This is a genomic window from Winogradskyella pelagia, from assembly GCF_017581965.1.
Taxonomy (GTDB): Bacteria; Bacteroidota; Bacteroidia; order Flavobacteriales; family Flavobacteriaceae; genus Winogradskyella; species Winogradskyella pelagia.
Genome location: NZ_JAGEVF010000001.1, coordinates 24,465 through 48,151 on the forward strand (window position 1 = coordinate 24,465; position 23,687 = coordinate 48,151).

Consider the following 23,687-nt stretch of genomic DNA (forward strand, 5'->3'; position numbering starts at 1 on the left):
ACTAATGCTTTAAAATTGACACCATTTCCTTTGGTGAAATATATCTATTATAACGCCCCTTTATAATAAATTTTTCGTCTAAAATTACAGTTGCTGGTAACTCCAATGGTGTATTTGGTCTCCCTGCCAAAAGTTTTGGTATGTCATGAAATGGATTGCGTTTTTTTCCGATTTGTTTATTTACAAATGATTTTCCACCAAAATAAATAGTGTCCTTATATTCTGCATTAAACTTAACGGCATAATAATCCATCTTTAAAATAGCTTTAACCTCAGCTTTATTAAATACAGATTGGTCCATTTTTTTGCAATATACACACCAATCCGCATAAAAGTAAACCATGACTTTTTTTGGTTTTTTGCTGAGTTTTATCTCTAATTGTTCAAAAGTTAACCAATTGATTTTCTCTTCTTGCGCTGAGCCAAGTACAGTGAAACAAGTTGCTATTAAAAAGAATACTCTTAGCATTAGTGCAATTTTCCAATGGTTAAACCTACAAAAAATGTTCTTGGCAGTGCCGGCCCATAAACATAATCAGAATCTCGCATTGGACCAGTATCAAAATCATCTTGAAAACTGTTGAACATATTCTTAACGCCAGCATTTAATGTAAGCTGAAAGTCGTCCGAAACATCAAAATGAGTCTCTGCATTGATATTCAAATCAAAAAAAGCGCTGCTTTCATTTAATCTTAAAAACCCCCTATCACTTACAACCAATGGTACAATCATAGGTCCAGTATAAGTCCCTGTAACCGAAATGTTATAGGTTTCATTAGGTGTCCAGTTAGTATTTAAGTATCCGTAATAATTTGGGTTTCTCACAAATTCTGAAATAAGGATATCTCTTTCACCTGGATTTGATCCATCTGATTCAAATAATATCTGGTCTTCTTGATATTCTGAGCGTTGTACGGTACCGCCAACTTGAAACAGCCATTTTTTAGATGGCGATACACCAAATTCAAAATTTGCGCCATATACGCGCGCACCTTCTCCATTTCTAACTTCTTCAACAATAGAACCATTTGGCAGTTGAGCTCCTGTACTTACCAAGGTAAAAGGCTTTTCTAAAACGGTATAAAATCCTTCAATTAGAAAATTGGTTTGCATGGTGTTGAATTCCTTTGTGTAATTAAATGAGCCTGTAAAAGCATTAGAGAATTCTGCTTCTAAATCATTAGATAAAATAACGAACTGAGGTTCTCCACCCACAGATGAGATATGTAAATCTTCATTGAAAGCCTGAGGTGCCCTAAAGCCCCTTGCATAACCGCCTCTAAATTTTAAATCGTCCATTAATTCGTAAGCCAAAGTGACTCTCGGGTTCAATGTCGCTTGAGACATATCTACACGGCGTTCTATGGAACCAACACGATAAAATCCATCAACATTTATGTAATCGAATCGCGATCCAACAAGAGCGGAAAATTTAGAATTTGGTTTCCATTCATATTGCGCATAAACACCTGTTGCGTTAACCTGTTGATCTATAAGCCTGTTATATCCAATGATATTGTCTTCAGTAGAACCAATATTGTATTCTATACCTGTAGTAAGTACATCGCGGTTAAACTGCTTCGTAAATTGAAATCCGCTTGCCATAGCCAAATCCTTTGTAACACCATAAGCATTAAGTGCAGTAAGGCTATCTTGCGCTGTTCTGCCTCCTCCTAAACCACCGTAATAACTATCTCTGTCGGTATACTGAACAGAACTATAAATAGAAAAGTTATTGGTGTTTGCTTCGTTATTAAAATCGTAACTCACCCCTCCCATAATAGTATTGGTTGTTAACTCTTCTGATATATCGGTAAGATGAGGCGCCAATTCTAGTCTATCTCCTCCGCGACGATATTCGTTTAATACGGTAGCGTCCACGGTCAATCGGCTTCTCTCTGTGGGTTTATAATAAAATTTTGTGCCAAAAGTGGTGTTTTTGAGCTCTACGACCTCCGTAAATCCATCTCCATTGGCGTCCCATGCATCCCTGTCTCTATGAATACCATAAAATGTAGCACCACTATTTAAATCATCGGAAACGATAGATCCATTAAAGTTAAGCACTCTATCTGGTGTATCACCATCTATTAAACCCAAATAACCACCTACTTCCCAAGTATTGAGTACCGGATCTTTGGTAATAATATTAACCGTTCCTGCAATAGCATTAGACCCAAATAATGCTGAACCTCCACTGCGTACAATTTCAACTTTATCTATAATCTGGGTTGGAATCTGTTCTAAACCATAAACACTATTTAAAGCACTGAAAACAGCTCGACTATTGACTAATATCTGAGAGTAACTTCCGTCTAGTCCATTTAATCGTACTTGTGTAAATCCACAATTTTGACAATTATTTTCTACCCGAACACCTGGAGAATAATTTAAACTCTCTGATACTGCCAAGGCTTGTGTAGCATTTATTAGCTTTTCTCCTAACGTGTTCACGATGATAGGCGCTTCTTTCTTGTTAACTCGATTCCGTGTTGCGCTTACCACAACTTCATCCAGTCCTAAAAGGTCTTCTTCTAATTCAATTAAAACATTGTTGCTGTTGCTTTTATCTATTTTGATTGTTGAATATTTTGATTTAAAGCCTAAAGCCTCAACTGCCACGCTGAAATTACCAAACGGAATAGACAGCTTAAACAACCCTTTACTATCAGAATAGGTAACATAAACTCCATCATCGTTAGACAACTTTAACACAGCAAAAGCCACTGGAGCATCAGCATATGAAATTTGGCCTTTTACAGATTGATTTTGTGAAAGTGCAACATTCATTACAAATAAACATATCAATACATGCAATCTCATCTAATATTTTTCTGCAAATATAATTTTATTTTTAGATTTATCTAAATATTTTTTTAGTTTGGTTCCTATAATGTTCTAGTTAAATAATTCCAACACTAAATCGTGTTGTTATTACATATTGATTACTTTTGCTTTATAATTAAATTCAATAAATAAATGAAAAAGATTACCATCGTACTATGTTGTCTAATAGGTGTTTTAAGTCTTCAAAACTGTTCTAGTGTAAAGGTGCTTGACGCTTGGAAAAGTGATACCGTATCCTCTGTTAAAGACAATAACTTTTTAGTTATTGCCAGAACAAGTGACAAACAAGCGCGTATTGCCTTTGAGAATGAAATAGTTTCCAGTATGGGAAAATCTGGATTTTCTGCTACACCTAGTTTTTCTAAGTTCGCTTCTATGAATCCTGAAAGGAGACCCACCGAAGATGAGGTCAATCAATTTATTGATATGATAAAAAAGGAAGGCTTCAATGGTATTGTTTTGACAGTGTTAAAGGATTATCAAGAAGAAACTCGTGTTACAACTGACGGCGGCTATTACGCTGGTGGTAATTATTATGGTTATTATCCTAGGTATTATGGCGGATTTTATGGCTACTATCGTCATCCTATGTCTATGTCTACACTGGGAAACTACGTGGAACCAACAACGACTACAAGTACATCTAAAATTTACGTGGTTGAAACTACAGTATATGATTTAGACAAGACCGGTGAAGAGCAATTGGTTGCGGTTGTAACTTCAAAATTAGATAATCCAGAAAGTGCATCGGAAATAGCTAGAGACTATGTTAATAAAATAACTAAGAGCTTGAAATAAGTTCCAAATAAAGTATGATAAAAAGGTGGTTATTTTTAACCGCCTTTTTTATTTAAAGCCTCTTTCATTCTGAATGTGCTCATATGCTTCCTGAACTTGTCTAAATTTCTCCTCAGCACCTTCTTGGTGTTCTCTCCCTAAATGAACAACACGATCAGGATGGTATTTTTTTGCCATTTTTCTATAGGCGCGTTTCACCTCATCATCTGAAACAGTCTTATCAATCTTTAAGATCTTATAGGCATTGTCGGAGCTATTGTAGAACATGGCCTTAATACTATCAAAATCTTTATGGCTTATACCCAAATAACCAGACATGGTATAAATTTGACGTATTTCATTCTCTGAAACATAACCATCTGCTTTGGCAATCCCGAATAAAAAATGAATGAGTTGAAGCCTTGAGGCATGATCCATCATTTGTTTGATCTGCAAACAAACTTGTCTCATGGATATCTGTTGCTTGCTTATTTGCTTAAAGAGCTCGAAAGCATGATTTGCGCGCTCTTTACCATACATAGATTTGAACTGCTGACGCACAAAATCCAATTCTCGCTGATCTTGTTTTCCATCAGCCTTTATTATAATAGAAGCTAAAATAAGGAGGCTTACCTCAAAATCTCCAGATTGGGTTTTAGGTTGTTGCCGTTTTCGACGATAATTAGGCATTCTTCGGTAAGGGTCTTGACCTCTTTTTTTAGACCTTTTGTCTTCTAACAATGGACTATCAGAACCTGAAATATTATCTACAAAGCTTCCAAGAGCAATACCTATGATTGCCCCAATCGGGCCTCCAAAAGACCATCCTATGGCTCCACCTATCCATTTCGCAAAACTCATTATATCAATAGATTTTATAAATGCATAAATATACTATTTGTTAGTGGATGCATTCATCTAATTGTTACACAATTGGTATCTTTGTATCTCAAATTAGTGTTAATTAAAAATTTAGAATATGTATCCTCCAGAATTAGTAAAACCAATGCGCGAAGATTTAACCAATGTTGGTTTTGAAGAATTATATACAACAGAAGCGGTAGAAAATGCACTTGCCAAAGAAGGAACAACCTTAGTTGTGGTGAATTCTGTCTGTGGTTGCGCTGCAGCAAATGCAAGGCCTGGTGCTAGAATGAGTTTACAAAATACCAAAAGACCTGATAATTTAGTAACGGTTTTTGCTGGTGTTGATAAAGAAGCTACTGATAAAGCTAGAGAGCATATGGTGCCTTTTCCACCAAGTTCTCCAAGTATGGCCCTATTTAAAAATGGGGAATTAGTTCATATGTTAGAGCGCCATCATATTGAAGGTAGACCAGCAGAACTTATTGCAGAAAACTTAATGGACGCTTATAATGAACATTGTTAGATTCTACTAAGATTTTATTTAAGAGACCACGATTATCATCGTGGTTTTTTATTTTTACGCCATGAGAAAACTGGCATCTTATCCCTTCTCCGTTATTTATTTCATATGTTTCGGATTAACTCTCGTTCTATTTCATCCTATTCAATGGCTATGCTTTAACCTTTTTGGTTATAAGGCTCACAAACGTAGTGTAGATTTGTTACAGTTCTGTCTGATGCGGTGTTTAAACCTCCTTGGTACTAGATTTACATTTAACAATCCGCAGGAAATTCCTAAAGACAAGCCCTTAATCATTGTGTCTAACCACCAGAGTATGTATGATATCTCGCCGATAATGTGGTATATGAGGAGACATCATGTAAAGTTTGTAAGCAAAAAAGAATTAGGACAAGGAATACCTAGTGTATCTTACAACTTACGTCATGGTGGGTCAATTCTAATAGACAGGAAAAATCCTAGGCAGGCGCTTCCTGAGATGATTAAGTTTGGAGAATATATAGAAAAGAATAACTATGCGGCCGTTATCTTTCCAGAGGGTACAAGGAGCAAGGATGGCAAGCCAAAACCGTTTAAGACAAAAGGTCTGGAAATTTTAATTAAAAAAGTCCCTTCAGCTTTAGTGGTGCCATTGACTGTAAATAATTCTTGGAAGATGCTGCGCTATGGTAAATTTCCTATGGGAATAGGCAATCATATTAAATTTACCGTGCATAAACCACTAGAGTTAGCTAACTTTACTGATAATACTAAACTCATAGCCCAAATCGAATCAACAATAATTGAGGCCATAGAGCACTCAACTTAACACCTTCCCTGCCATGTCTTTAAAAAACATTAGACTCGAAGTAATGAATCATCTAGAAAAAGATGTAGATACCTTAATCGAAAAATATCTAATTCCTATTGAAACCATTTGGCAACCAACGGATTTTCTTCCTGATTCTGAAAGTGATAATTTCTACGATGACATTTCCGAAATTAGAGCTCTTGCCAAGGAATTACCTTATGATTTTTGGGTGGTACTAGTTGGTGACATGATAACAGAAGAAGCTCTCCCAACTTATGAATCATGGCTAATGGATGTTGAAGGCGTAGGACAAGTAGAGCGCAATAGCTGGTCTAAATGGGTACGCCATTGGACCGCTGAAGAAAACCGCCATGGCGACGTACTTAACAAGTACTTATACCTTTCTGGACGCGTTAATATGCGAGAAATTGAAAAAACGACACAGTATCTCATTGCTGATGGATTTGATATAGGTACAGACAGAGATCCTTATAAGAATTTTGTCTATACGTCCTTTCAGGAGTTGGCAACATACATATCCCATAATAGAGTTAGTAGAATTGCCAAGGAAAAAGGGAACAAACAATTAGCTAAAATGTGTAATATCATTTCTGGAGATGAGATGCGCCATCATCACGCTTATGCCGAATTTGTAGAGCGCATTTTTTCGGTTGACCCAAATCAAATGATGATGGCATTTCACTATATGATGAAACAAAAGATTGCGATGCCTGCACATTTTTTAAGAGAATCTGGTAACCAAATAAGTACGGCTTTTGAGGAGTTTTCAAATACTGCTCAGCGCATCGGAGTCTATACATCAAGAGATTATATAGATATACTGCAAAAGCTCATTGTTCGTTGGGATATTGGCAATATTACTGGTCTTTCCGATGAAGCGGAAAAAGCTAGAGACTACCTTATGAAACTGCCAACAAGAATGTTAAGACTTGCAGATAGAATGGTTATACCTGATAATTCTTTTAAATTTAAATGGGTTGAACCAGCTTAATACTATTCCGAGACATGGAAATTGTCGAAATTACAAAGGACTTTGTTAAGACAGCACTTAAAAACGCTGAAGGAGGTCACGACTGGTTTCATACGTTAAGAGTCTATAATAATGCCCTTCATATCGCTAAATATGAATCTGTAAACCAACTTATAGTTGAGCTAGCAGCACTCCTTCATGATATTGCAGACTCCAAATTCCATAAAGGCGATGAAACAAAAGGGCCTGGAATTGCAAGAGAATTTTTATCACATCAAGGTATAGATAACGCCGTGATAGATGAAGTTGTAAATATTATTAAATTCATGTCTTTTAAAAATACTTTCGACAATGATACTGAATATTCTAGTAAGGAGCTACAGGTAGTTCAGGATGCTGATAGGTTAGATGCTATTGGAGCTATTGGAATAGCGCGCTGTTTTAATTACGGTGGATTTAAAAATCGAGCGCTTTTCCATCCCGATATACCTCCAAACCTCAACATGTCTAAAACTGAATACAAAGCCGCAACTGGCCCAACAATTAATCATTTCTACGAAAAACTATTGTTGCTCAAAGACCAAATGAACACGAGTACTGGAAAAACTATGGCTCTTAAACGCCATAATTTTATGCTAACTTTTCTAGAGGAATTCTATGCCGAGTGGCATGGTAAAGTTTAGACTAACTTTCCTTGGCCACTTCCAAAGCAGTTAACTTATATTCAATTATTGCCATTTCTTCGCCGAATCTAATTAACTCGTCAGCTGATAAATCTGTTCTCGTGTTTACAGTTTTTAAGATTTCCTTACCTTGTTTAGAATAATAAGAAACTGCTGCATCTATTTTTTTGGACATAAAACTTATGGCTTCTATTGAATAATCTGTTTAACCCCACTTCTGTACTTGGAAGCACTTTTACCGGTTATTTCTTTAAAAATCTTATTAAAATGAGAAAAGTTATTAAACCCACATTCGTAACTGATATCTGTTATACTCATTTGGCTTTCAGTAAGGAGTTTTGTAGCGTGGACGACCCTATACTCGTTAACTAACTTTGTAAATGTTTTACCAGTGACTCTTTTAAAGTAACGGCAAAATGCAGGGACCGTCATGCTCACTATATCAGCAATCTCATCTAAACTGATATGATTTTGAAAATTGGAATTGACATGCTTAAAAATCTTATCAATTTTAGCACTATCCTGTGGTTCAGTTTCAAACGTAAAACCATCAGAATTCAAAATGATATAGTCCTTAGATTTTGCAAGAGCATTTAATACTTCTAACAACACCAAAATCTTCTTAAAACCCTCCTTTTTATTAAGCTTCTCAATCTTTGGTCCAATTTTCTGTTTGGTTTTAACACCAAATAATATACCTTTTTTAGCACGCTCAAAAAGATTATTAATTCCTTCCATCTCAGGTACTTCAAAAAAATGTTCTCCTAAAAAGCTTGGTTTAAACTGCACGATAGTCTCCGAACCATTTATAGTAAGGCGATCTGTAAACCCATTATGTGGTAAGTTAGAACCAATAAGAACTAACATACTGTTATTAAAGTATGATAAGTGATTGCCTATATGACGTTTACCTTTTCCCTTATTGACATAAACCAATTCAATCTCAGGATGAAAATGCCAAAAAGGCTTTTTTTCACCACCATAAATCTCATTCTTGATAACTCTCATGGAACTACCAAATTCTGTGCTGATTTTCTCTAATGTAGGTTTTCGTGTATTCATAAAACTAATTAAATACAAAGTTAAATTTTATAATCTGGTTAATCTATTTAAAATTACCCCTAATGTGTAATATATTAACTCGTAATATTAATTATCTAAATGATAAGGTTAAAATAATACACATATTTGAAAATTTAGTTGCCTTAATTATACAAGTGAAACCATAACTTTGATGTAATAATCGTTGAGGCGTTTATTTATTTATAGTAGATGATAGGGTTATTTTATTGATACAACCTTCTCTACAAGTAGATTAGACAATTAGATTGTTGTTTATATATTAGTTTTTATTTAGTAAGAAAGTGGACTCCTTGGTCCACTTTTTTTGTAGACTACGTCTATATTGAAGAAACTAGACTCAATACTACGCCCGACATTTGATTCTTAATTTTCCTATAACGTATTACATATTTTCTGTCACTATCAATTTAAACATTAAATTATTGTTTTACAGCATATTAATAGCCTATCAGCAGTAAAAATCTAGAAATGAAAGGTTTTTGGTTAATATGCGACATATATGTGTTAATATACTTGTTTTTAGAACCTTAAGATGTACTCATCTTTGTATAATGAATACTTAACCAAATCTAAAAAATAGAAAAATGAAAAAGTCGCAAATTATATTATTACTATTAAGTCCCTTTTTGTTAGTGTCAATTGTACTAGCATGTCCATTCTATCTTTTGCACAGGGCAATAGATGAAAACAATCCTCACAAAATAAAATTTATTTAAGTAAGGTATTAAAGAAAACAAATTAAATAGTAAAGCTTGCCCATTCATAAAAATGAATTCGGCAAGCTTTTAATTTATTATTCAATCAAGACTAAGCGAGGTAGATTAAAATGCTCCTGATTAAATTTACTAATAACTTATTACAAATAAATTAGTTGCCAGGAAAATCAGCTTTACGTTTTTCTAAAAATGCTGTTGTACCTTCTTTAAAATCTTCAGTCCCAAAGCAATTCCCAAAAGCCTCAATTTCAACATCGAATCCATTTAGCCCATCTTCATAGTTAGCATTTACAGCCCTAATGGCTTCTCCTATAGCAACAGAAGAATTACGCATTATTTTATTGGCTATGCTCTCAACTAAGGTCTTTAGCTCTTCTTGAGGCACAACATGGTTCACCAATCCGTACGAAAGAGCTTGATTAGCATCAATCATACCAGCAGTCATTATCATCTCCATTGCTCTGCCCTTACCCACCAATTGAGGTAAGCGCTGCGTACCACCATAACCAGGAATAACACCTAAAGACACCTCTGGCAAACCCATTCTGGCATTAGAGCTTGCTATCCTGAAATGACATGCCATTGCTAGCTCTAATCCACCACCTAGAGCAAACCCATTAACAGCTGCAATAACTGGGGTGTTAAGACTTTCTACGAAATCAAACAGTAATTCTTGCCCTTTCGCAGCCAATTTGCCACCTTCTTCTACACTAAAATCTGCAAATTCACTAATATCAGCTCCAGCAACAAAGGCTTTTTCTCCACTGCCTGTGATTATAATAACTTTTGTATCTGCATCTTCGTTGGCGTCATCAAAAGCATCATGAAGCTCTTGAATCGTATCTCTGTTGAGGGCATTTAATTTCTTAGGTCTGTTAATAGTAATGGTTGTAATTCCATTAGAATAATCGCTAATAATATTACTGTAAGACATATTTTAAGTTTAATATTTAAATTCTTTCTTATTATGCAGAGCCATTTACTTTAGGAAAAGAAACCGTAAAAATAGTGCCTTTACCTAACTCTGATGTAAAGGTAATATTTCCGTTATAGGTTTCCACAATATTTTTTACCATCGCAAGACCTAAGCCCATTCCGCTACTTTTAGTTGTAAATTTTGGTTCGAATATTTTAGACTTTGTGTCCTCTGATATGCCACTTCCATTATCCTCAACGGTTATCTTTACTTGGTCGTCTTCTGTAAATACCTTAACTACAATTTGGGGGCTATTTTTATCGTTCGGCATAGCTTGAATACCATTTTTAACTAAGTTAGTAACGACCCTTATTAATTGAGTTCGGTCAAATTTTGCGACAATTTGCTCCGAATCTGAATGAAAGGTTATGTAATCCTCATTAAATATATCTAATGCTAGTTTTACAATGTGCACCACATCTAACAATTCACTTTTTTGCGCAGGCATTTTGGCAAAATTAGAAAATGCAGACGCTATTGAACTCATAGTGTCAATTTGTTGAATAAGTGTATTACTATATTCGGCTATCTTTTGGTTTACACTAGGGTCGTTAGGGTTAAAATTACGCTGAAAACTCTGAACACTTAGACGCATTGGCGTGAGGGGATTCTTTATTTCGTGAGCTACCTGTTTTGCCATTTCTCTCCAAGCTTGTTCCCTTTCGCTAGTTGCTAGTTTTACCGCGCTCGCTTCTAACTCATCAATCATACTGTTGTATGAATTCACTAAGGCCTCTATTTCTTCACTAGATGATTGTATTTGTATTTTAGTATTACGCTTTTCAAGGCGCGTTTCATACATCTTTTCACTAATCGTCTTTAACGATTTTGTAATGTATTTAGATATAAAATAGGCAAAGATTATTGCCGCAAGAATCATGGCAACATAAGCAAAACCGAGCCTAAGGAGAAATTCTTTAAGCTCTCTATTTAAGAAGTCATCATTTTCTAAATAGGGTAAGTTAAGAATGGCCAAATTCTTAAATTTCTTATCAGTGATATAAGAATAGGACGATTGAAAGGTTTGACCGTTCTTTTGATTTTTTATAACATGCCGGTGTTCTACAGTATTAGCTAAAGCATTTAAAATTTCTGCATCCAAGCATAATTCTGAAGAGTCCCTTAAAATTGTTCGCTTCGAGCTTTTAAGCAATTCTCCTTCTAAGTCATATAGATTCACTCTAAGGTTGTGTATGGCATCAATATCAAAAATATCTTCCTTAAAAATCAAAGGGATATTTTCTGTCGTAACAGGATAAGTAGTTTCATTTATGGTGAATTCTATACTCTGACGAATAGCACGTTCCTTGCGCTCTAATCGATCTCTATGGTAGTCTTTAGCTTCTTCATTATATTGATAAATAGTTACCGCCGCAATCAATACTGAAGCCAATAATACCAAGAGTATCATGGCAATGAAAATCCGAGAACGTAAGGACAGTTTTTTAATCTTCATCTGGGCTAGTAATGACCTAAATATAGCAATAATCGCGCCATTTAGGCATCAGGATTTTTCTCTCTTATGGACTTGTACACTCTAAATCCAAGCATAATGAGAATACCTAAAACAATAATTCCCACAACGCCAAATATCCAGTTTAAAGTACTTTTAAGAATAACCAAAAAAACTACAGCAAATAGAATAAACGTTGCACCTTCATTCCAGATACGCATATAGCTCGAGGATTTTTTTACAATATCATCTTGCAACTGCTTAAAATACACATGAGTTTTGTAGTGATAGAAAAATAATAATAGAACAAATGTAAGTTTTACATGCATCCAACCTTGATCGAGCCATCCTGGCATTAACAAAAGAAGCCAAACAGCAAAAATTGTTGAAAGTATAGCCGATGGCCATGTAATAATATACCACAAGCGTTTTGCCATGAGTTTAAGCTGCTTACCCAAAATCTCTTTGTCTGGAGAGGGTTTGTGAAAGGCTTCTATCTGATAAACGAACAGTCGTGGTATGTAAAAAAGCCCTGCAAACCATGTTATGACAAAAATGAGATGCAGGGACTTAATATAATTATAATACTCCATTAGTTTTCTACAAACAAGTAATTTAAGCCTTTAGAATTGAAAGCTTCATTAAATGCTTTTATTTCACTGCTCAGCAATTTATTAAAGGTGTTTAACTGAGCATTAATTTTCTGGGTTAATTCGTTTTTTACTTCGATGGCTTGATCTGTTGGTGGAAAATCACCTCGTCTGGTCAATGAGTTCAAACCTCCCAATTTATCCGTTAGCTTAATAGGAAAATTTAAAGGGTCTTGATTACTTCTGTTCTTAGTTTGATAAAGTGCTTTCTCAATATCAGAGAGTTGCTCTTCTAGCGTTTTTGCTTTTTCAACTAAATCTTTTATATCTTCATTGTCCCTGTACTGCTTTTGAAAAGCACTCAATTGCTCATTAATAGATCGGATATTCTTTATGGATTTATGAGCTTTATCCACAGTTGCATTTACATCAGTTATAAAATCAAACTGTTTTTGCATGTCTACAACGGAACTCTCTGCTCTAGGGTCGGCTACAATATTAAAAGATTGGGTTTGTATATCTCCATTGACATTTAGCGCAACCTTATAAGCGCCAGGAACAGCTTTAGGCCCTTGTAAGCTTGCTGCCCACAAAATCATACCAGGTAAGCGCTCTGCACCATCATAGGTCATATTCCAAACAAATTGATTTGGTCCTTTTTTAACTTCTAATTTGTTCTTTTTGTCCGTTGTTGAGAAGGTTTTGATGGTATCACCTTCTTTATCAAAATAGGTGAGTGCAACCTTGTCTTCATCGTTATATTCCTTTAAGTTAAAAAAAGTAATCACACCATTAGGGTGGTTTGTACCAGATGTTTTACTTCCTTTTCTGCTACCTCCAGACATTCGGTATGTATCCTTAGGCTTAAATAAATAGTCTTCGCCTAAATTGGCATCAAACAATTGATGGATAACGGTTAAATCGTCAATTATCCATAAGCTTCGTCCTTGAGTTGCTACAATAAGGTTATTGTCCTTAATGGTTAAATCCGTTATCGGAACAATTGGTAAATTAAGCTGAAAAGGCTTCCAGTCTTTGCCATCGTTAAAGGAAATATACATCCCTGTTTCAGTACCTGCATACAACAATCCTTTTCGTTTTGGGTCTTCTCTCAGAACGCGTGTAAAATGGTCTTCATTAATCCCGTTTGTAATTTTCTTCCAAGATTTTCCATAATCGGTTGTTTTGTATAAATATGGTGCAAAATCACCCGTTTTATACCTTGTACCTGCTACGTAACACGTTCCTTCATCAAAAACGCTAGGCTCAATACTATTAATCATCATCCATTCTGGCATTCCTTTTGGAGTTACGTTTTCCCAGTTTGCTCCTCCGTCCTTAGTAACATGAATTAATCCGTCATCGCTACCTACCCAAAGTAAGCCTTCTTTAAGAGGGGATTCTTGAGCGGCAAAAATGGTACAATAATATTCTACAGCCGTATTATCTTGGGTTATTGGACCACCCGATGACTTTTGCTTTTCAGGGTCGTTAGTAGTTAAATCTGGACTAATAATTTTCCAGGTTTGTCCTTCATTTTCTGTAACATGTACATGTTGAGAAAACGTATATAGTTTGTTTGGGTTGTGTTTTGAAAAAATAATAGGAAAATTCCATTGAAACCTGTATTTCATGGCCTCAGCTCCAGCACCCATTGGATTATCTGGCCAAACATTTATGGCCCTAGAAGTACCTCGTTTATGATTAACACGAGTAAGATAGCCTCCATAACTTCCACCATATACAATGTCATTGTCTTCTGGGTCAATGGCAATATGAGCTGATTCTCCTCCTGCCGTAGACTCCCAGTCATCCTCGGAGATAGAATAACCATCAGTTCTGTGTGGAATTCGTATAGTAGAATTGTCTTGTTGGGCAACATAAATACGGTAAGGAAAGGCGTTATCTGTAGTTACTCTATAAAACTGTGAGGTTGGCTGATTGTAATATGTACTCCAAGTTTCACCACCATCATAGGTAACTTGGGCTCCTCCATCATCTCCTATTATCATTCTATTAGGATCTTCTGGAGCAATCCATAAATCGTGATGATCGCCGTGTGGTGCACGATAATTGCCAAATGTTCTACCACCATCTGTACTCTTATGATAACTCACATTGAGTACATAAACCGTATTAACATCTTTAGTATCTGCATAAACTCGTGTATAATACCAAGCACGTTGGCGCAACTTACGTTCACTATTTACCTGGCTCCAAGTATCTCCTCCATCGTCACTACGATACAGTCCACCTTTATCCTTATTTTCTACCATGGCCCAAACGCGTTGATTATCAACTGGTGAAACAGTTACTCCAATAATACCTAATATTCCCTCCGGAAAACCTTCTTGTTTTGAGATTTCTGTCCAGGTTTCACCACTATCGGTACTTTTCCAGAGTGCTGAACCTTCGCCTCCAGAACTCAAGCTATAAGGTGTGCGCTGTACACGCCAAGTTGAGGCATAAAGAATTCTTGGATTCGTTGGATCCATTACTAAATCCACTACACCAGAATGTTCATTTGAAAACAAGGTTTTGCGCCAAGTTTTACCACCATCAGTACTTTTGTAGACGCCTCGCTCAGGAGTTGGCTTGTAGATGTTACCCATAACACCTGCATAAACAATATTGTGATCAGTAGGATGAATGGCAATTCTTGGTATATGTCTCGATTTTTCTAAACCTGAAGCTGTCCAGGTTTTTCCTGCATCTACACTTTTCCAAACACCGTAGCCTGAAGACACATTACCACGAACCGTTTTTTCACCACCTCCTACATAAATTACGTTAGGATCGCTCTTGGATACATTTATAGATCCTATGCTGCCTCCAAAATAGCCATCTGAAATATTTTCCCAACTACGACCACCATTAAGGGTTTTCCAGATACCACCACCAGCTGCACCAAAATAGAATAAATTCGGTTGATTGGGTACTCCTGTTACAGCTGCGCTACGTCCACCTCTAAAAGGACCTATTAGTCGGTACTCCAAAGCACCGTAATCTGATTCATTAAAATCTTGAGATTCAATATGTAAAGTGAAAATAGACAGCACTATTGCCATCAAAACGGATGTAAAACGCATAGAAATAAGGTTAGTTTGTTGAAGCCTAAAATTACAACTTTATAATTATTTTGTTTCTAAGGGAAGCAAATTTAACTTTACTTCTCTGTGGAGATAATATGCGGTTACAACTGTTGATAGAATATCGGCAACGGGAAATGCAATCCAAACGCCTAACTCACCATAAAAATAGGGTAGAATAAATATTAAAGGAATAAAAAATATCGCTTGTCTCGATAAGGTCAACAGCAATGCCGGAACAGCTTTGCCTATAGCCTGAAAATAGGCTGCACCTATAAGCTGTACGGCAATAATTGGCGTGGCTAAAAATACATAGCGCATGGCAGGTGGTGTCTCTCGGAGAACAGCTTCATCTTGAGTAAACAGGCGCGTTATGGCTTCTGGAAAAACCATTAAAAAGACAAAAACAATAGCCGCTAAAGCCGCTGCATATTTTATAGCTGTCATTATACTTTCCCTAACACGTGCGTAATTCTGCGCACCATAATTAAATCCAGCAATGGGCAAAAATCCTTGGGTAATTCCATATATAGGGAAAAAAGCAAACATTATCATCCGGCCAACAATAGCATAAGCCGTAACTGAGGTTTCTCCACCGAATTCAAATAAAATATTATTCATTAAAAGATAGGTGACACTCACCGCAGCCTGTCTTGAAAGGGTTACAAACCCAAGCGAACCAATTTCCTTAACAATAGGTAATTGTAATCTAAAATTACAATTGACAATTTTAAGCTCAGAATGCTTAGAGAAAAAGTACCATACAATAAACCCCAAACACAACATATAAGATGCCGTAGTTGCCCAAGCTGCGCCATACATTCCAAAGTCAAAAATTTTAATCAAGATATAATCCAACACCAAGTTGCCGACCGAAGGTATTAACATGGCATACATAGCAAATTTTGGCTTACCCTCTGCTCTGATTACTGTATTGCCCATCATGCACAGGGCTAAAAAAGGAATACCATACAGCACAATGGTATAATAAATTTTTGCAGGCTCAAATATGGTGCCTTTTCCTCCAAAAGCTGGTATAATACCATCTACAAAATATAACCCTGGAACCACCAAAAACACAGTAAAAAGCACGGTAAGAGTAATTTGATTTCCAAAGGTGGTTAGTGCTTTGGTTTTGTCTTCCGCACCTAGAGCTCTAGATATTATGGATGAACCTCCAATACCAATGGCCATGCCAAGAGCGGCGATAAAAAATGAAACTGGTAGGACTACATTGATGGCAGCAATGGCTACAGATCCTATCCAATTTCCAACAAAAATAGTATCAATTAGAATATTGAGCGACATTACCAAAATCCCTATTGATGCAGGTACAGCTTGCTTTATCAATAGTTTGCCAATAGGTTGATTACCTAGATCTTGTGAACTAACTTTAGCCATTAAACGGCAAGCATTTCAGCAGTTGCCCACTCGTTAATCCACTTCGCTAATAAAGCCACCCATTCATCATCATCATTTAAACAAGGTATGGTTGTAAATTCTTTTCCACCAACCTCATGAAAAATTTCCTCACCTTCCATGGCTATTTCCTCTAAGGTTTCTAGACAGTCGCTAACAAAGGCTGGTGTTACAATGGCCATTTTTTTCATACCTTCTTTACCAAAACGTTCTATCGTTCGGTCGGTGTAAGGTCTTAACCAAGGATCAAACCCCAGTCGTGATTGAAAACTTGTAGAAAAAGTACCTTCTTCCATGTTTAAGTGTTCGCCTACAAGCCTTGTGACCTCAACACATTGGTGCTTGTAGCAAAACTCGTGTGCTGGCGAAGGCGTCTTACAACAGGCACAATTAGTTGACGGCTTAGGATTGCAATGCGACTTTGTAACATCGCTTTTTCTTATATGTCGCTCTGGAACCCCGTGGTAGGAGAATAACAGATGTTCATAATCCTTTCCTTTCAAATGCTGAGCTATACTATTTGAAAGCACCTTAATATAATCTGGATTGTTATAAAAGGGTTTTAAATCCGTCATTTTAATATGCGGAAAATGTTTTTGCCTAATATCTTCTGCTAGCACTAGAATGGTCTCTGTTGTAGCCATGGCGTATTGCGGATAAAGTGGTATGAGGAAAACATCTTCAACACCCTTATCAACCAATTCTTGAAGACCTTTTTTAATCGTCATACTACCATAACGCATGGCTAGGGCCACAGGAAAATCTACTTGTTTTTGTAATTTTTCCTGTAATTTTTCCGATAATACTATTAATGGTGAACCTTCATCCCACCATATTTTTTTGTACGCTTTAGCTGATGCCTTCGGTCTGGTGTTTAAAATAATACCCTTTACCAACAAGTTTCTAGCCCATAATGGAACGTCTATAACACGTTCATCCATTAAAAACTCACCCAAATACGTTTTTACATCTTTTGGCTGTGGACTATCGGGTGAACCTAAATTAACAAGTAATATTCCTTTTTTCATATTCATTTTCTGTGTGTACTGAAACCTTTTTTCACCAAACTCTTTTAGATTTCAGATTAACAATTCTTTTTGCAAAGATACAATACAACTTGCGCTCTTTAGATAAGCTTAGTATCGTATTTTACGATTGAGATATTAAAGTTCTATTGAGTCCTCTCCAAAATATATTTTTTCGGCGTAGTCCCATATTTCTTTTTAAACGCCGCAATAAAATGGCTAGCAGTGCTATAGCCGACTTTTAAACCAACTTCATTTACATTGTACTCTCCGGTCTCAAGAAGCTTTCTGGCAACATCCATTTTATAATCGAACAAGTAGCTGTAAACCGAGTCGCCATAAACCTGTTTAAAACCTTCTTTCAACTTTTTAAGACTCAATTCTACTTCTATGGCCAATTCTTTTAAGCTTGGAGGCTCAGCCATTTGGGTAATAATAATATCCTTGGCCTTTTTTAGCTTAGCAACATTTACCTCATCCACTAAAAACGGACATTGCTCAACGTCAGCGTCTTCATTTCTATTAAAGAATAATGCTAATAGCTCATATGCTTTACCTTTAAAAAACAATGGTTTTACCATTGTATTTAAATTAAAACTTAATATTTGATTGAGCACTACGGCCATGGAAGGTGCTATTTTACCATCCTTGTAGTACTTTTTATTGCGATTCCCCTCCGCTAAAAAGGTTATATAGCTAACATCTTTGGAGAATAAACTATGGAACTTTTTTATTGAAATTACCAAGGACACTAATGATGCTTTTGGTTGTAATTCGAGATGAATGGGCAAATCACGTTCTGGATTATATAGTAGAAGAGAGGTGTCTTCGTTAATATTAAGGGTATATCTCCCATTATTAAAAACAAATATAGATTGCCCTCTTGTACAAAAATGAAATTGAATGTAACTACTATCAATCTCACGCTCAATAACTTCTACCTCATCGGTTTCGTTTTTGTAGCTCAAAACAAAAAAGCCGTCTTCAATGGCTACTTCATCAAAAGTACCTCTAGCGATACTTTTTTCAGGTTTTAAATTTAAATTCATTTTGTTGTTATTTAGAATCATTCTAAAATAAATAGTGCAAACCGCTTGATTTCACTGCAAAAATATGACAAAAATCATGTTTTGTTTAAAAACTATCTTAAAAAACCAGAAACGATATTTAATGTTCCTTAAGCGTTACTTTTATGTTATTAACAAAATTATTTTTGCATTGTTAATTTCCTTAGTCAGGTAAACGAGCGAATGCAACACAAAACAACTTATTTTTATGCCATAGGGCTTAGCTATAAAAAGGCTGATGCTGAAATACGCGGACATTTTAGCCTTAACGATGCGGCCAAGGCGAATTTATTGCGCCAAGCTCAGAACAATGGTATTGAAAGCCTTGTGATAATATCTACATGTAACAGGACTGAATTATATGGTTTTGCAGAACATCCTTATCAACTGATTCATTTATTATGTGAGAATACTAAAGGCACAGTGGAAGAATTCCAAGAAGTAGCCTATGTCTATAAGGGTAAAGAGGCCATTTCACAGATGTTTAAAGTAGGTTCAGGTTTAGACAGTCAGATTCTTGGGGATTTTGAAATTATAAGTCAATTAAAATCTGCGGCAAGACAATCTAAGAAAGAAGGTTTATTAAATTCTTTTACCGAACGGCTTATAAATGCGGTTATTCAAGCTAGTAAGCGTATTAAGAACGAGACGGAATTATCTTCTGGAGCAACTTCAGTTTCCTTTGCGGCAGTGCAGTACATTATGGCCAATGTTGAAAATGTTTCAGATAAAAATATATTGTTGTTCGGTACTGGAAAAATTGGTCGTAATACTTGTGAAAACTTGGTAAAGCACACCAAGAATTCTCATATCACCTTAATTAATAGAACCAAGACCAAAGCCGAAGAGGTTGCAGGAAAATTTAATTTAGTTGTAAAAGACTACGATAATCTTGAAGCCGAAATCAACGCATCAGATATTGTTATTGTGGCCACTGGCGCACAAAATCCAACGGTTTACAAATCTTTGATTTCTACAAAAAATCCATTATTGTTATTAGATTTATCAATTCCTAAAAACATAAAGGAAGATGTAAGCGAGCTAGAAAATGTTACCTTAGTCCATATGGATGATTTAGCCAAGATTACAGATGATACGCTGGAAAAGCGCAAGACTTTTATTCCTAAAGCTGAAGATATTATCACAGAAGTAATGACCGAATTTAATGCTTGGTTAGACACTTTAAAGTTTGTGCCTACAATCCAAGCTATCAAACTTAAATTATCCGATTTAAAAAAATCTGAAATCAATACACAACGCAAAAAAATAGCAGATTTCAATGAGGATCAAGCTGAAGCTATAAGCAATAGTATTATACAGAAAATAACAAATCACTTTGCGCACCACTTAAGAGCGGATAAAAACACTTCCGATGAGAGTATTGAACTCATCAAAAAAATATTTCAGCTAGAAGAAACCACACAAAATGTCTGATGTCATTCGTATTGGCACACGCGAGAGCGAACTCGCCTTATGGCAGGCCAAAACCGTTCAATCTCAATTAGAGGCATTAGGACACAAAACAGTCCTCGTACCCATAAAATCTACCGGAGATATTGTACTAGATAAACCGCTTTATGAACTAGGTATTACAGGGATCTTTACTAAAACCCTAGATATCGCCATGCTAAATGGAGATATAGATATCGCCGTGCATTCCTTAAAAGATGTTCCAACCGTGCTGCCCAAAGGCATCGTCCAAGCCGCAGTAATTAAACGTGGAAATGTTAACGATACGCTAGTTTACAAAAAAAATGAAGAATTTCTATCGGCTAAAAATGCTGTGATAGCAACAGGCAGTCTTAGACGTCGTGCCCAGTGGCTTAATCAATACCCAACACATACGGTTGTTGGTTTGCGTGGTAATGTAAACTCACGGCTAGAAAAACTCGAAAGTCATGAAAATTGGAATGCTGCCATATTTGCGGCTGCGGGAATTGGACGTTTAAACCTACGCCCAGAGAATGCGATAAATCTCAGTTGGATGATACCAGCACCAGCTCAAGGTGCCATAATGATAACGGCTTTAGAAGAAGACACCAAAACTATAGCTATTTGTAGTGAGGTTAATCATGAAGAAACTGAAATTTGCACAAACATTGAGCGTAAATTTTTAAATAGACTCGAGGGAGGCTGTACTGCACCGATTGGAGCCCTAGCTTTTTTCAAAAAGGAGGAAATTCAGTTTAAGGGAATTCTGCTCAGTAAGGATGGCAGTAAGAAAATTGAAGTTTCCAGATCTGTTCCCATTGGCAAACACCAAACACTTGGTGAAGACTGCGCTGATTACATTATCGATAAAGGTGGTAAGTTATTGATGGACGCTATAAAACGAGGTGACCGTAATGTTAATATTTATTCTACAAAGAAATTAACCGACGACCATCTTCACTTATTCCACAAAGATGTTTCAGCCCTTAGCAATGATGCAGTAAAAATCAGCCTAAATAGACTTTCTAAGAGTATTGTTAGAAATGAAATTCAGAATGTTATTTTAACCAGTAAAAATGCGGTTGAAGCCTTGTTGCACAACTTTTCTGCAATAGAATTACAATTTAAAAATATCTATTGTGTGGGCAGACGAACCAAGCGTATGGTGGAAAAACGTATTGGCGCAGTAAAGCATGCAGAACCTAATGCAAAGAAACTTGCTGAATATCTTGTAGAGTATATTGAAGGTACAGAGGTCACTTATTTCTGTAGTGATTTACGACTTGATCACTTACCAAATATTCTATCTAAAAATAGTATTGAAGTTAATGAAGTTGAAGCCTATCAAACCAAATTTGATGCAGAAAAAATAGCCGAGGAATTAGATGGTATAATGTTTTACAGTCCATCAACAGTGAAAAGTTTTTTAAAACACAATAAGGCCAAGGGCATTGCATTTTGTATAGGTGAAACCACTGCTAAAGAGGCTGGTCAATATTTTGAAGATGTCCGAATTGCTAAGGTCCCAACTATGGAAAGTGTGATTGAATTAGTAAATGACTATTATTCTGTAAAATGATTAAAAACGATTTATACTTAAGGGCTTTAAAAGGGGAAGTTGTCGAGCGTCCACCAGTTTGGATGATGCGCCAAGCAGGAAGATACTTGCCAGAATTTATGGCTATAAAAGAGAAATATGATTTTTTTACCAGATGCCGAACACCAGAGTTGGCGAGTGAAATAACGGTGCAACCTATTCGCCGTTATGGTATGGATGCTGCCATATTATTTTCTGATATTCTGGTAATTCCACAAGCCATGAATATTGAGGTAGAAATGAAGCCTAATTTTGGTCCCTATTTACCCAATCCCGTTCGAAATCAAAACGACGTAGATAATGTTATTGTCCCTGACGTTGCTGTTGAGCTAGATTATGTGATGCAAGCTATAAAGGCCACAAAGGACCTTCTTAATAATGAAATTCCGCTTATCGGATTTGCAGGATCTCCATGGACCATTCTTTGCTATTGTGTGCAAGGGCAAGGCAGTAAAAACTTTGACAAAGCCAAACAATTCTGCTTTACAAACCCAGTAGCGGCACATCAACTATTGCAAAAAATTACCGATACTACTATTGCTTACCTCAAAGCTAAAGTAACTGCAGGCTGTGATGCGGTACAAATTTTTGATTCCTGGGGAGGAATGTTATCACCCACAGATTATCAAGAATTTTCTTGGCAATACATTAATCAAATTATTGAAGCCTTAAAAGATGATGCTCCGGTAATAGCCTTTGGCAAAGGCTGTTGGTTTGCACTGGGTGAAATGGCCAAATCCAATGCTTCAGCTTTAGGTATAGATTGGACCTGTTCTGCCCAAAATGCGCGCTATCTTACAGGAGGCAATATCACTTTACAAGGAAATTTTGACCCAACACGTTTGTTTTCGCCTCCTGGCGACATCAAAAAAATGGTGAAACAAATGATTAACGATTTCGGAAAAGATAAATACATTGTAAATTTAGGTCACGGTATTTTGCCTAATATTCCTTTAGACAATGCTAAGGCCTTTATTGATGCCGTGAAAGAGTACCATGTTTAAAAATATTCTAAAAGGATTACAAGCTTACTCAGGTGGATTTGCCCTAATTTCAAAACTGAAATTGTGGCGCTATTTCGCTATACCTATTCTCATAAGCATAATTGTGTTTTTAGTTATTATTTCAGCAGCCTATGGTTGGTCTGATAATCTTGGTGAATGGATTGCTAATGCTTGGGTCTGGGAATGGGGAAAGTCTGCTTTCACCACCATAGGAACAATTATAGGAGGATTAGTTATTATTGTTATTGGTCTTATTCTATTTAAGCATATTATAATGGCACTATCAGCGCCATTTATGAGTCCGGTCTCTGAGAAAATTGAAGCCTATATTACAAAGTCAGAAACTGTTACGAGTAGAAATACAACTTTTATGTCCCAATTATGGCGAGGCATAAAAATTAATGGTCGAAATTTAATTATGGAATTGGTCTTAACCATTCCTATTCTACTCCTTAAGTTCATTCCTATTGTAAATATATTCTCCACAGTTTTATTATTTATGGTTCAGGCCTACTATGCTGGCTTTGGAAATTTAGATTACACCTTAGAACGTCATTTTTCCTATAGAGACAGTATCGCATTTGTTAAAAAACACAGAGGCCTTTCCATCGGTAATGGGATTGGATTCTTGCTACTGCTATTAATTCCAATAGTCGGTGTTATTCTTGTACTGCCACTGTCCGTAACCGCAGCATCTGTCTCAACAGTAAAGACTTTAAACCCTGAACACAAAGAATTACAATCGTAAAGCATTTTAAATGA

General features: G+C 36.1%; 21 protein-coding genes. 9 read left to right on the forward strand and 12 right to left on the reverse strand.

Annotated elements, in window-relative coordinates; genetic code table 11:
* Position 1: 1 nt before the first annotated feature.
* Positions 2-469: a thioredoxin family protein gene (locus J4050_RS00160; protein WP_208151918.1), complete on the reverse strand. Its 468-nt coding sequence runs from the start codon at positions 467-469 to the stop codon at positions 2-4.
* Positions 469-2,823, reverse strand: a complete 2,355-nt coding sequence (locus tag J4050_RS00165; protein WP_208151919.1) for a TonB-dependent receptor — start codon at positions 2,821-2,823, stop codon at positions 469-471. Before J4050_RS00165 ends, J4050_RS00160 begins: the two co-directional genes overlap by 1 nt.
* A 156-nt stretch (positions 2,824-2,979) precedes the next feature.
* Between J4050_RS00165 and J4050_RS00170 the strand changes: the two genes are divergently transcribed.
* Complete coding sequence (locus tag J4050_RS00170) at positions 2,980-3,645, forward strand: hypothetical protein (protein WP_208151920.1); 666 nt, start codon at positions 2,980-2,982, stop codon at positions 3,643-3,645.
* A 48-nt stretch (positions 3,646-3,693) separates the two neighbouring features.
* Here J4050_RS00170 and J4050_RS00175 read toward each other — a convergent pair whose 3' ends face one another.
* The gene (locus J4050_RS00175) at positions 3,694-4,485 is read right to left on the reverse strand and encodes a tellurite resistance TerB family protein (RefSeq protein WP_208151921.1); all 792 of its coding nucleotides are present in this window, start codon (positions 4,483-4,485) and stop codon (positions 3,694-3,696) included.
* A 118-nt stretch (positions 4,486-4,603) separates the two neighbouring features.
* Here J4050_RS00175 and J4050_RS00180 point away from each other — a divergent pair, with 118 nt between their 5' ends.
* The 4 genes from J4050_RS00180 (at position 4,604) to J4050_RS00195 (ending at position 7,475) form a co-directional block, all read left to right on the forward strand.
* Positions 4,604-5,014 (forward strand): BrxA/BrxB family bacilliredoxin, encoded by a 411-nt coding sequence (locus tag J4050_RS00180; protein WP_208151922.1) that lies wholly within the window; start codon positions 4,604-4,606, stop codon positions 5,012-5,014.
* A gap of 61 nt (positions 5,015-5,075) precedes the next feature.
* Positions 5,076-5,819: a lysophospholipid acyltransferase family protein gene (locus J4050_RS00185; RefSeq protein WP_208151923.1), complete on the forward strand. Its 744-nt coding sequence runs from the start codon at positions 5,076-5,078 to the stop codon at positions 5,817-5,819.
* Between the two features lie 13 nt (positions 5,820-5,832).
* A complete protein-coding gene (locus J4050_RS00190) occupies positions 5,833-6,813 on the forward strand; it encodes an acyl-ACP desaturase (protein ID WP_208151924.1) in 981 nt (326 codons plus the stop codon).
* A 14-nt stretch (positions 6,814-6,827) separates the two neighbouring features.
* A complete protein-coding gene (locus J4050_RS00195; RefSeq protein ID WP_208151925.1) occupies positions 6,828-7,475 on the forward strand; it encodes an HD domain-containing protein in 648 nt (215 codons plus the stop codon).
* Position 7,476: 1 nt separating this feature from the next.
* Here the strand turns inward: J4050_RS00195 and J4050_RS00200 are convergent, their stop codons facing one another.
* The 9 genes from J4050_RS00200 to J4050_RS00240 form a co-directional block, all read right to left on the reverse strand.
* On the reverse strand, positions 7,477-7,650 hold the full coding sequence (locus J4050_RS00200) for a hypothetical protein (RefSeq protein WP_208151926.1): 174 nt from the start codon (positions 7,648-7,650) through the stop codon (positions 7,477-7,479).
* A gap of 14 nt (positions 7,651-7,664) precedes the next feature.
* Positions 7,665-8,537, reverse strand: coding sequence for an AraC family transcriptional regulator (locus J4050_RS00205; RefSeq protein ID WP_208151927.1), 873 nt, complete (start codon positions 8,535-8,537; stop codon positions 7,665-7,667).
* Positions 8,538-9,425: 888 nt separating this feature from the next.
* Entirely contained in the window at positions 9,426-10,208 is a 783-nt protein-coding gene (locus J4050_RS00210) for an enoyl-CoA hydratase/isomerase family protein (RefSeq protein ID WP_208151928.1), read from the reverse strand.
* 31 nt (positions 10,209-10,239) lie between these two features.
* Positions 10,240-11,706, reverse strand: coding sequence for a sensor histidine kinase (locus J4050_RS00215; protein WP_208151929.1), 1,467 nt, complete (start codon positions 11,704-11,706; stop codon positions 10,240-10,242).
* A 41-nt stretch (positions 11,707-11,747) separates the two neighbouring features.
* The gene (locus J4050_RS00220) at positions 11,748-12,296 is read right to left on the reverse strand and encodes a CopD family protein (protein WP_208151930.1); all 549 of its coding nucleotides are present in this window, start codon (positions 12,294-12,296) and stop codon (positions 11,748-11,750) included.
* Entirely contained in the window at positions 12,296-15,382 is a 3,087-nt protein-coding gene (locus J4050_RS00225; RefSeq protein WP_208151931.1) for a VPS10 domain-containing protein, read from the reverse strand. Before J4050_RS00225 ends, J4050_RS00220 begins: the two co-directional genes overlap by 1 nt.
* A gap of 45 nt (positions 15,383-15,427) precedes the next feature.
* Positions 15,428-16,783: an MATE family efflux transporter gene (locus tag J4050_RS00230; protein ID WP_208151932.1), complete on the reverse strand. Its 1,356-nt coding sequence runs from the start codon at positions 16,781-16,783 to the stop codon at positions 15,428-15,430.
* A complete protein-coding gene (hemH, locus tag J4050_RS00235; RefSeq protein ID WP_208151933.1) occupies positions 16,783-17,829 on the reverse strand; it encodes a ferrochelatase in 1,047 nt (348 codons plus the stop codon). The genes J4050_RS00230 and hemH overlap by 1 nt, the downstream gene beginning before the upstream one ends.
* Positions 17,830-17,972: 143 nt before the next feature.
* The gene (locus J4050_RS00240) at positions 17,973-18,875 is read right to left on the reverse strand and encodes an AraC family transcriptional regulator (RefSeq protein ID WP_208151934.1); all 903 of its coding nucleotides are present in this window, start codon (positions 18,873-18,875) and stop codon (positions 17,973-17,975) included.
* Between the two features lie 201 nt (positions 18,876-19,076).
* Between J4050_RS00240 and hemA the strand changes: the two genes are divergently transcribed.
* From hemA to J4050_RS00260, 4 genes are read left to right on the forward strand one after another with little or no spacing between them, the layout of a single operon-like run.
* Entirely contained in the window at positions 19,077-20,327 is a 1,251-nt protein-coding gene (gene hemA, locus J4050_RS00245) for a glutamyl-tRNA reductase (RefSeq protein ID WP_208151935.1), read from the forward strand.
* The gene (gene hemC, locus J4050_RS00250) at positions 20,320-21,903 is read left to right on the forward strand and encodes a hydroxymethylbilane synthase (protein ID WP_208151936.1); all 1,584 of its coding nucleotides are present in this window, start codon (positions 20,320-20,322) and stop codon (positions 21,901-21,903) included. Before hemA ends, hemC begins: the two co-directional genes overlap by 8 nt.
* Positions 21,900-22,925: a uroporphyrinogen decarboxylase gene (gene hemE, locus J4050_RS00255; protein WP_208151937.1), complete on the forward strand. Its 1,026-nt coding sequence runs from the start codon at positions 21,900-21,902 to the stop codon at positions 22,923-22,925. The genes hemC and hemE overlap by 4 nt, the downstream gene beginning before the upstream one ends.
* Positions 22,918-23,673, forward strand: a complete 756-nt coding sequence (locus tag J4050_RS00260) for an EI24 domain-containing protein (protein ID WP_208151938.1) — start codon at positions 22,918-22,920, stop codon at positions 23,671-23,673. Before hemE ends, J4050_RS00260 begins: the two co-directional genes overlap by 8 nt.
* The last annotated feature ends 14 nt before the right edge of the window (positions 23,674-23,687 follow it).

Bases quoted from the DNA above. Each gene is read 5' to 3' on its own strand.
- J4050_RS00195 (WP_208151925.1), top strand. From the start codon at position 6,828: ATGGAAATTGTCGAAATTACAAAGGACTTTGTTAAGACAGCACTTAAA.
- J4050_RS00210 (WP_208151928.1), bottom strand. From the start codon at position 10,208: ATGTCTTACAGTAATATTATTAGCGATTATTCTAATGGAATTACAACC.
- J4050_RS00160 (WP_208151918.1), bottom strand. From the start codon at position 469: ATGCTAAGAGTATTCTTTTTAATAGCAACTTGTTTCACTGTACTTGGC.
- J4050_RS00215 (WP_208151929.1), bottom strand. From the start codon at position 11,706: ATGAAGATTAAAAAACTGTCCTTACGTTCTCGGATTTTCATTGCCATG.
- J4050_RS00190 (WP_208151924.1), top strand. From the start codon at position 5,833: ATGTCTTTAAAAAACATTAGACTCGAAGTAATGAATCATCTAGAAAAA.
- J4050_RS00240 (WP_208151934.1), bottom strand. From the start codon at position 18,875: ATGAATTTAAATTTAAAACCTGAAAAAAGTATCGCTAGAGGTACTTTT.
- J4050_RS00175 (WP_208151921.1), bottom strand. From the start codon at position 4,485: ATGAGTTTTGCGAAATGGATAGGTGGAGCCATAGGATGGTCTTTTGGA.
- J4050_RS00260 (WP_208151938.1), top strand. From the start codon at position 22,918: ATGTTTAAAAATATTCTAAAAGGATTACAAGCTTACTCAGGTGGATTT.
- J4050_RS00200 (WP_208151926.1), bottom strand. From the start codon at position 7,650: ATGTCCAAAAAAATAGATGCAGCAGTTTCTTATTATTCTAAACAAGGT.
- hemA (WP_208151935.1), top strand. From the start codon at position 19,077: ATGCAACACAAAACAACTTATTTTTATGCCATAGGGCTTAGCTATAAA.
- J4050_RS00165 (WP_208151919.1), bottom strand. From the start codon at position 2,823: ATGAGATTGCATGTATTGATATGTTTATTTGTAATGAATGTTGCACTT.
- J4050_RS00170 (WP_208151920.1), top strand. From the start codon at position 2,980: ATGAAAAAGATTACCATCGTACTATGTTGTCTAATAGGTGTTTTAAGT.
- J4050_RS00225 (WP_208151931.1), bottom strand. From the start codon at position 15,382: ATGCGTTTTACATCCGTTTTGATGGCAATAGTGCTGTCTATTTTCACT.
- J4050_RS00230 (WP_208151932.1), bottom strand. From the start codon at position 16,783: ATGGCTAAAGTTAGTTCACAAGATCTAGGTAATCAACCTATTGGCAAA.
- hemC (WP_208151936.1), top strand. From the start codon at position 20,320: ATGTCTGATGTCATTCGTATTGGCACACGCGAGAGCGAACTCGCCTTA.
- J4050_RS00205 (WP_208151927.1), bottom strand. From the start codon at position 8,537: ATGAATACACGAAAACCTACATTAGAGAAAATCAGCACAGAATTTGGT.
- hemE (WP_208151937.1), top strand. From the start codon at position 21,900: ATGATTAAAAACGATTTATACTTAAGGGCTTTAAAAGGGGAAGTTGTC.
- J4050_RS00180 (WP_208151922.1), top strand. From the start codon at position 4,604: ATGTATCCTCCAGAATTAGTAAAACCAATGCGCGAAGATTTAACCAAT.
- J4050_RS00185 (WP_208151923.1), top strand. From the start codon at position 5,076: ATGAGAAAACTGGCATCTTATCCCTTCTCCGTTATTTATTTCATATGT.
- J4050_RS00220 (WP_208151930.1), bottom strand. From the start codon at position 12,296: ATGGAGTATTATAATTATATTAAGTCCCTGCATCTCATTTTTGTCATA.
- hemH (WP_208151933.1), bottom strand. From the start codon at position 17,829: ATGAAAAAAGGAATATTACTTGTTAATTTAGGTTCACCCGATAGTCCA.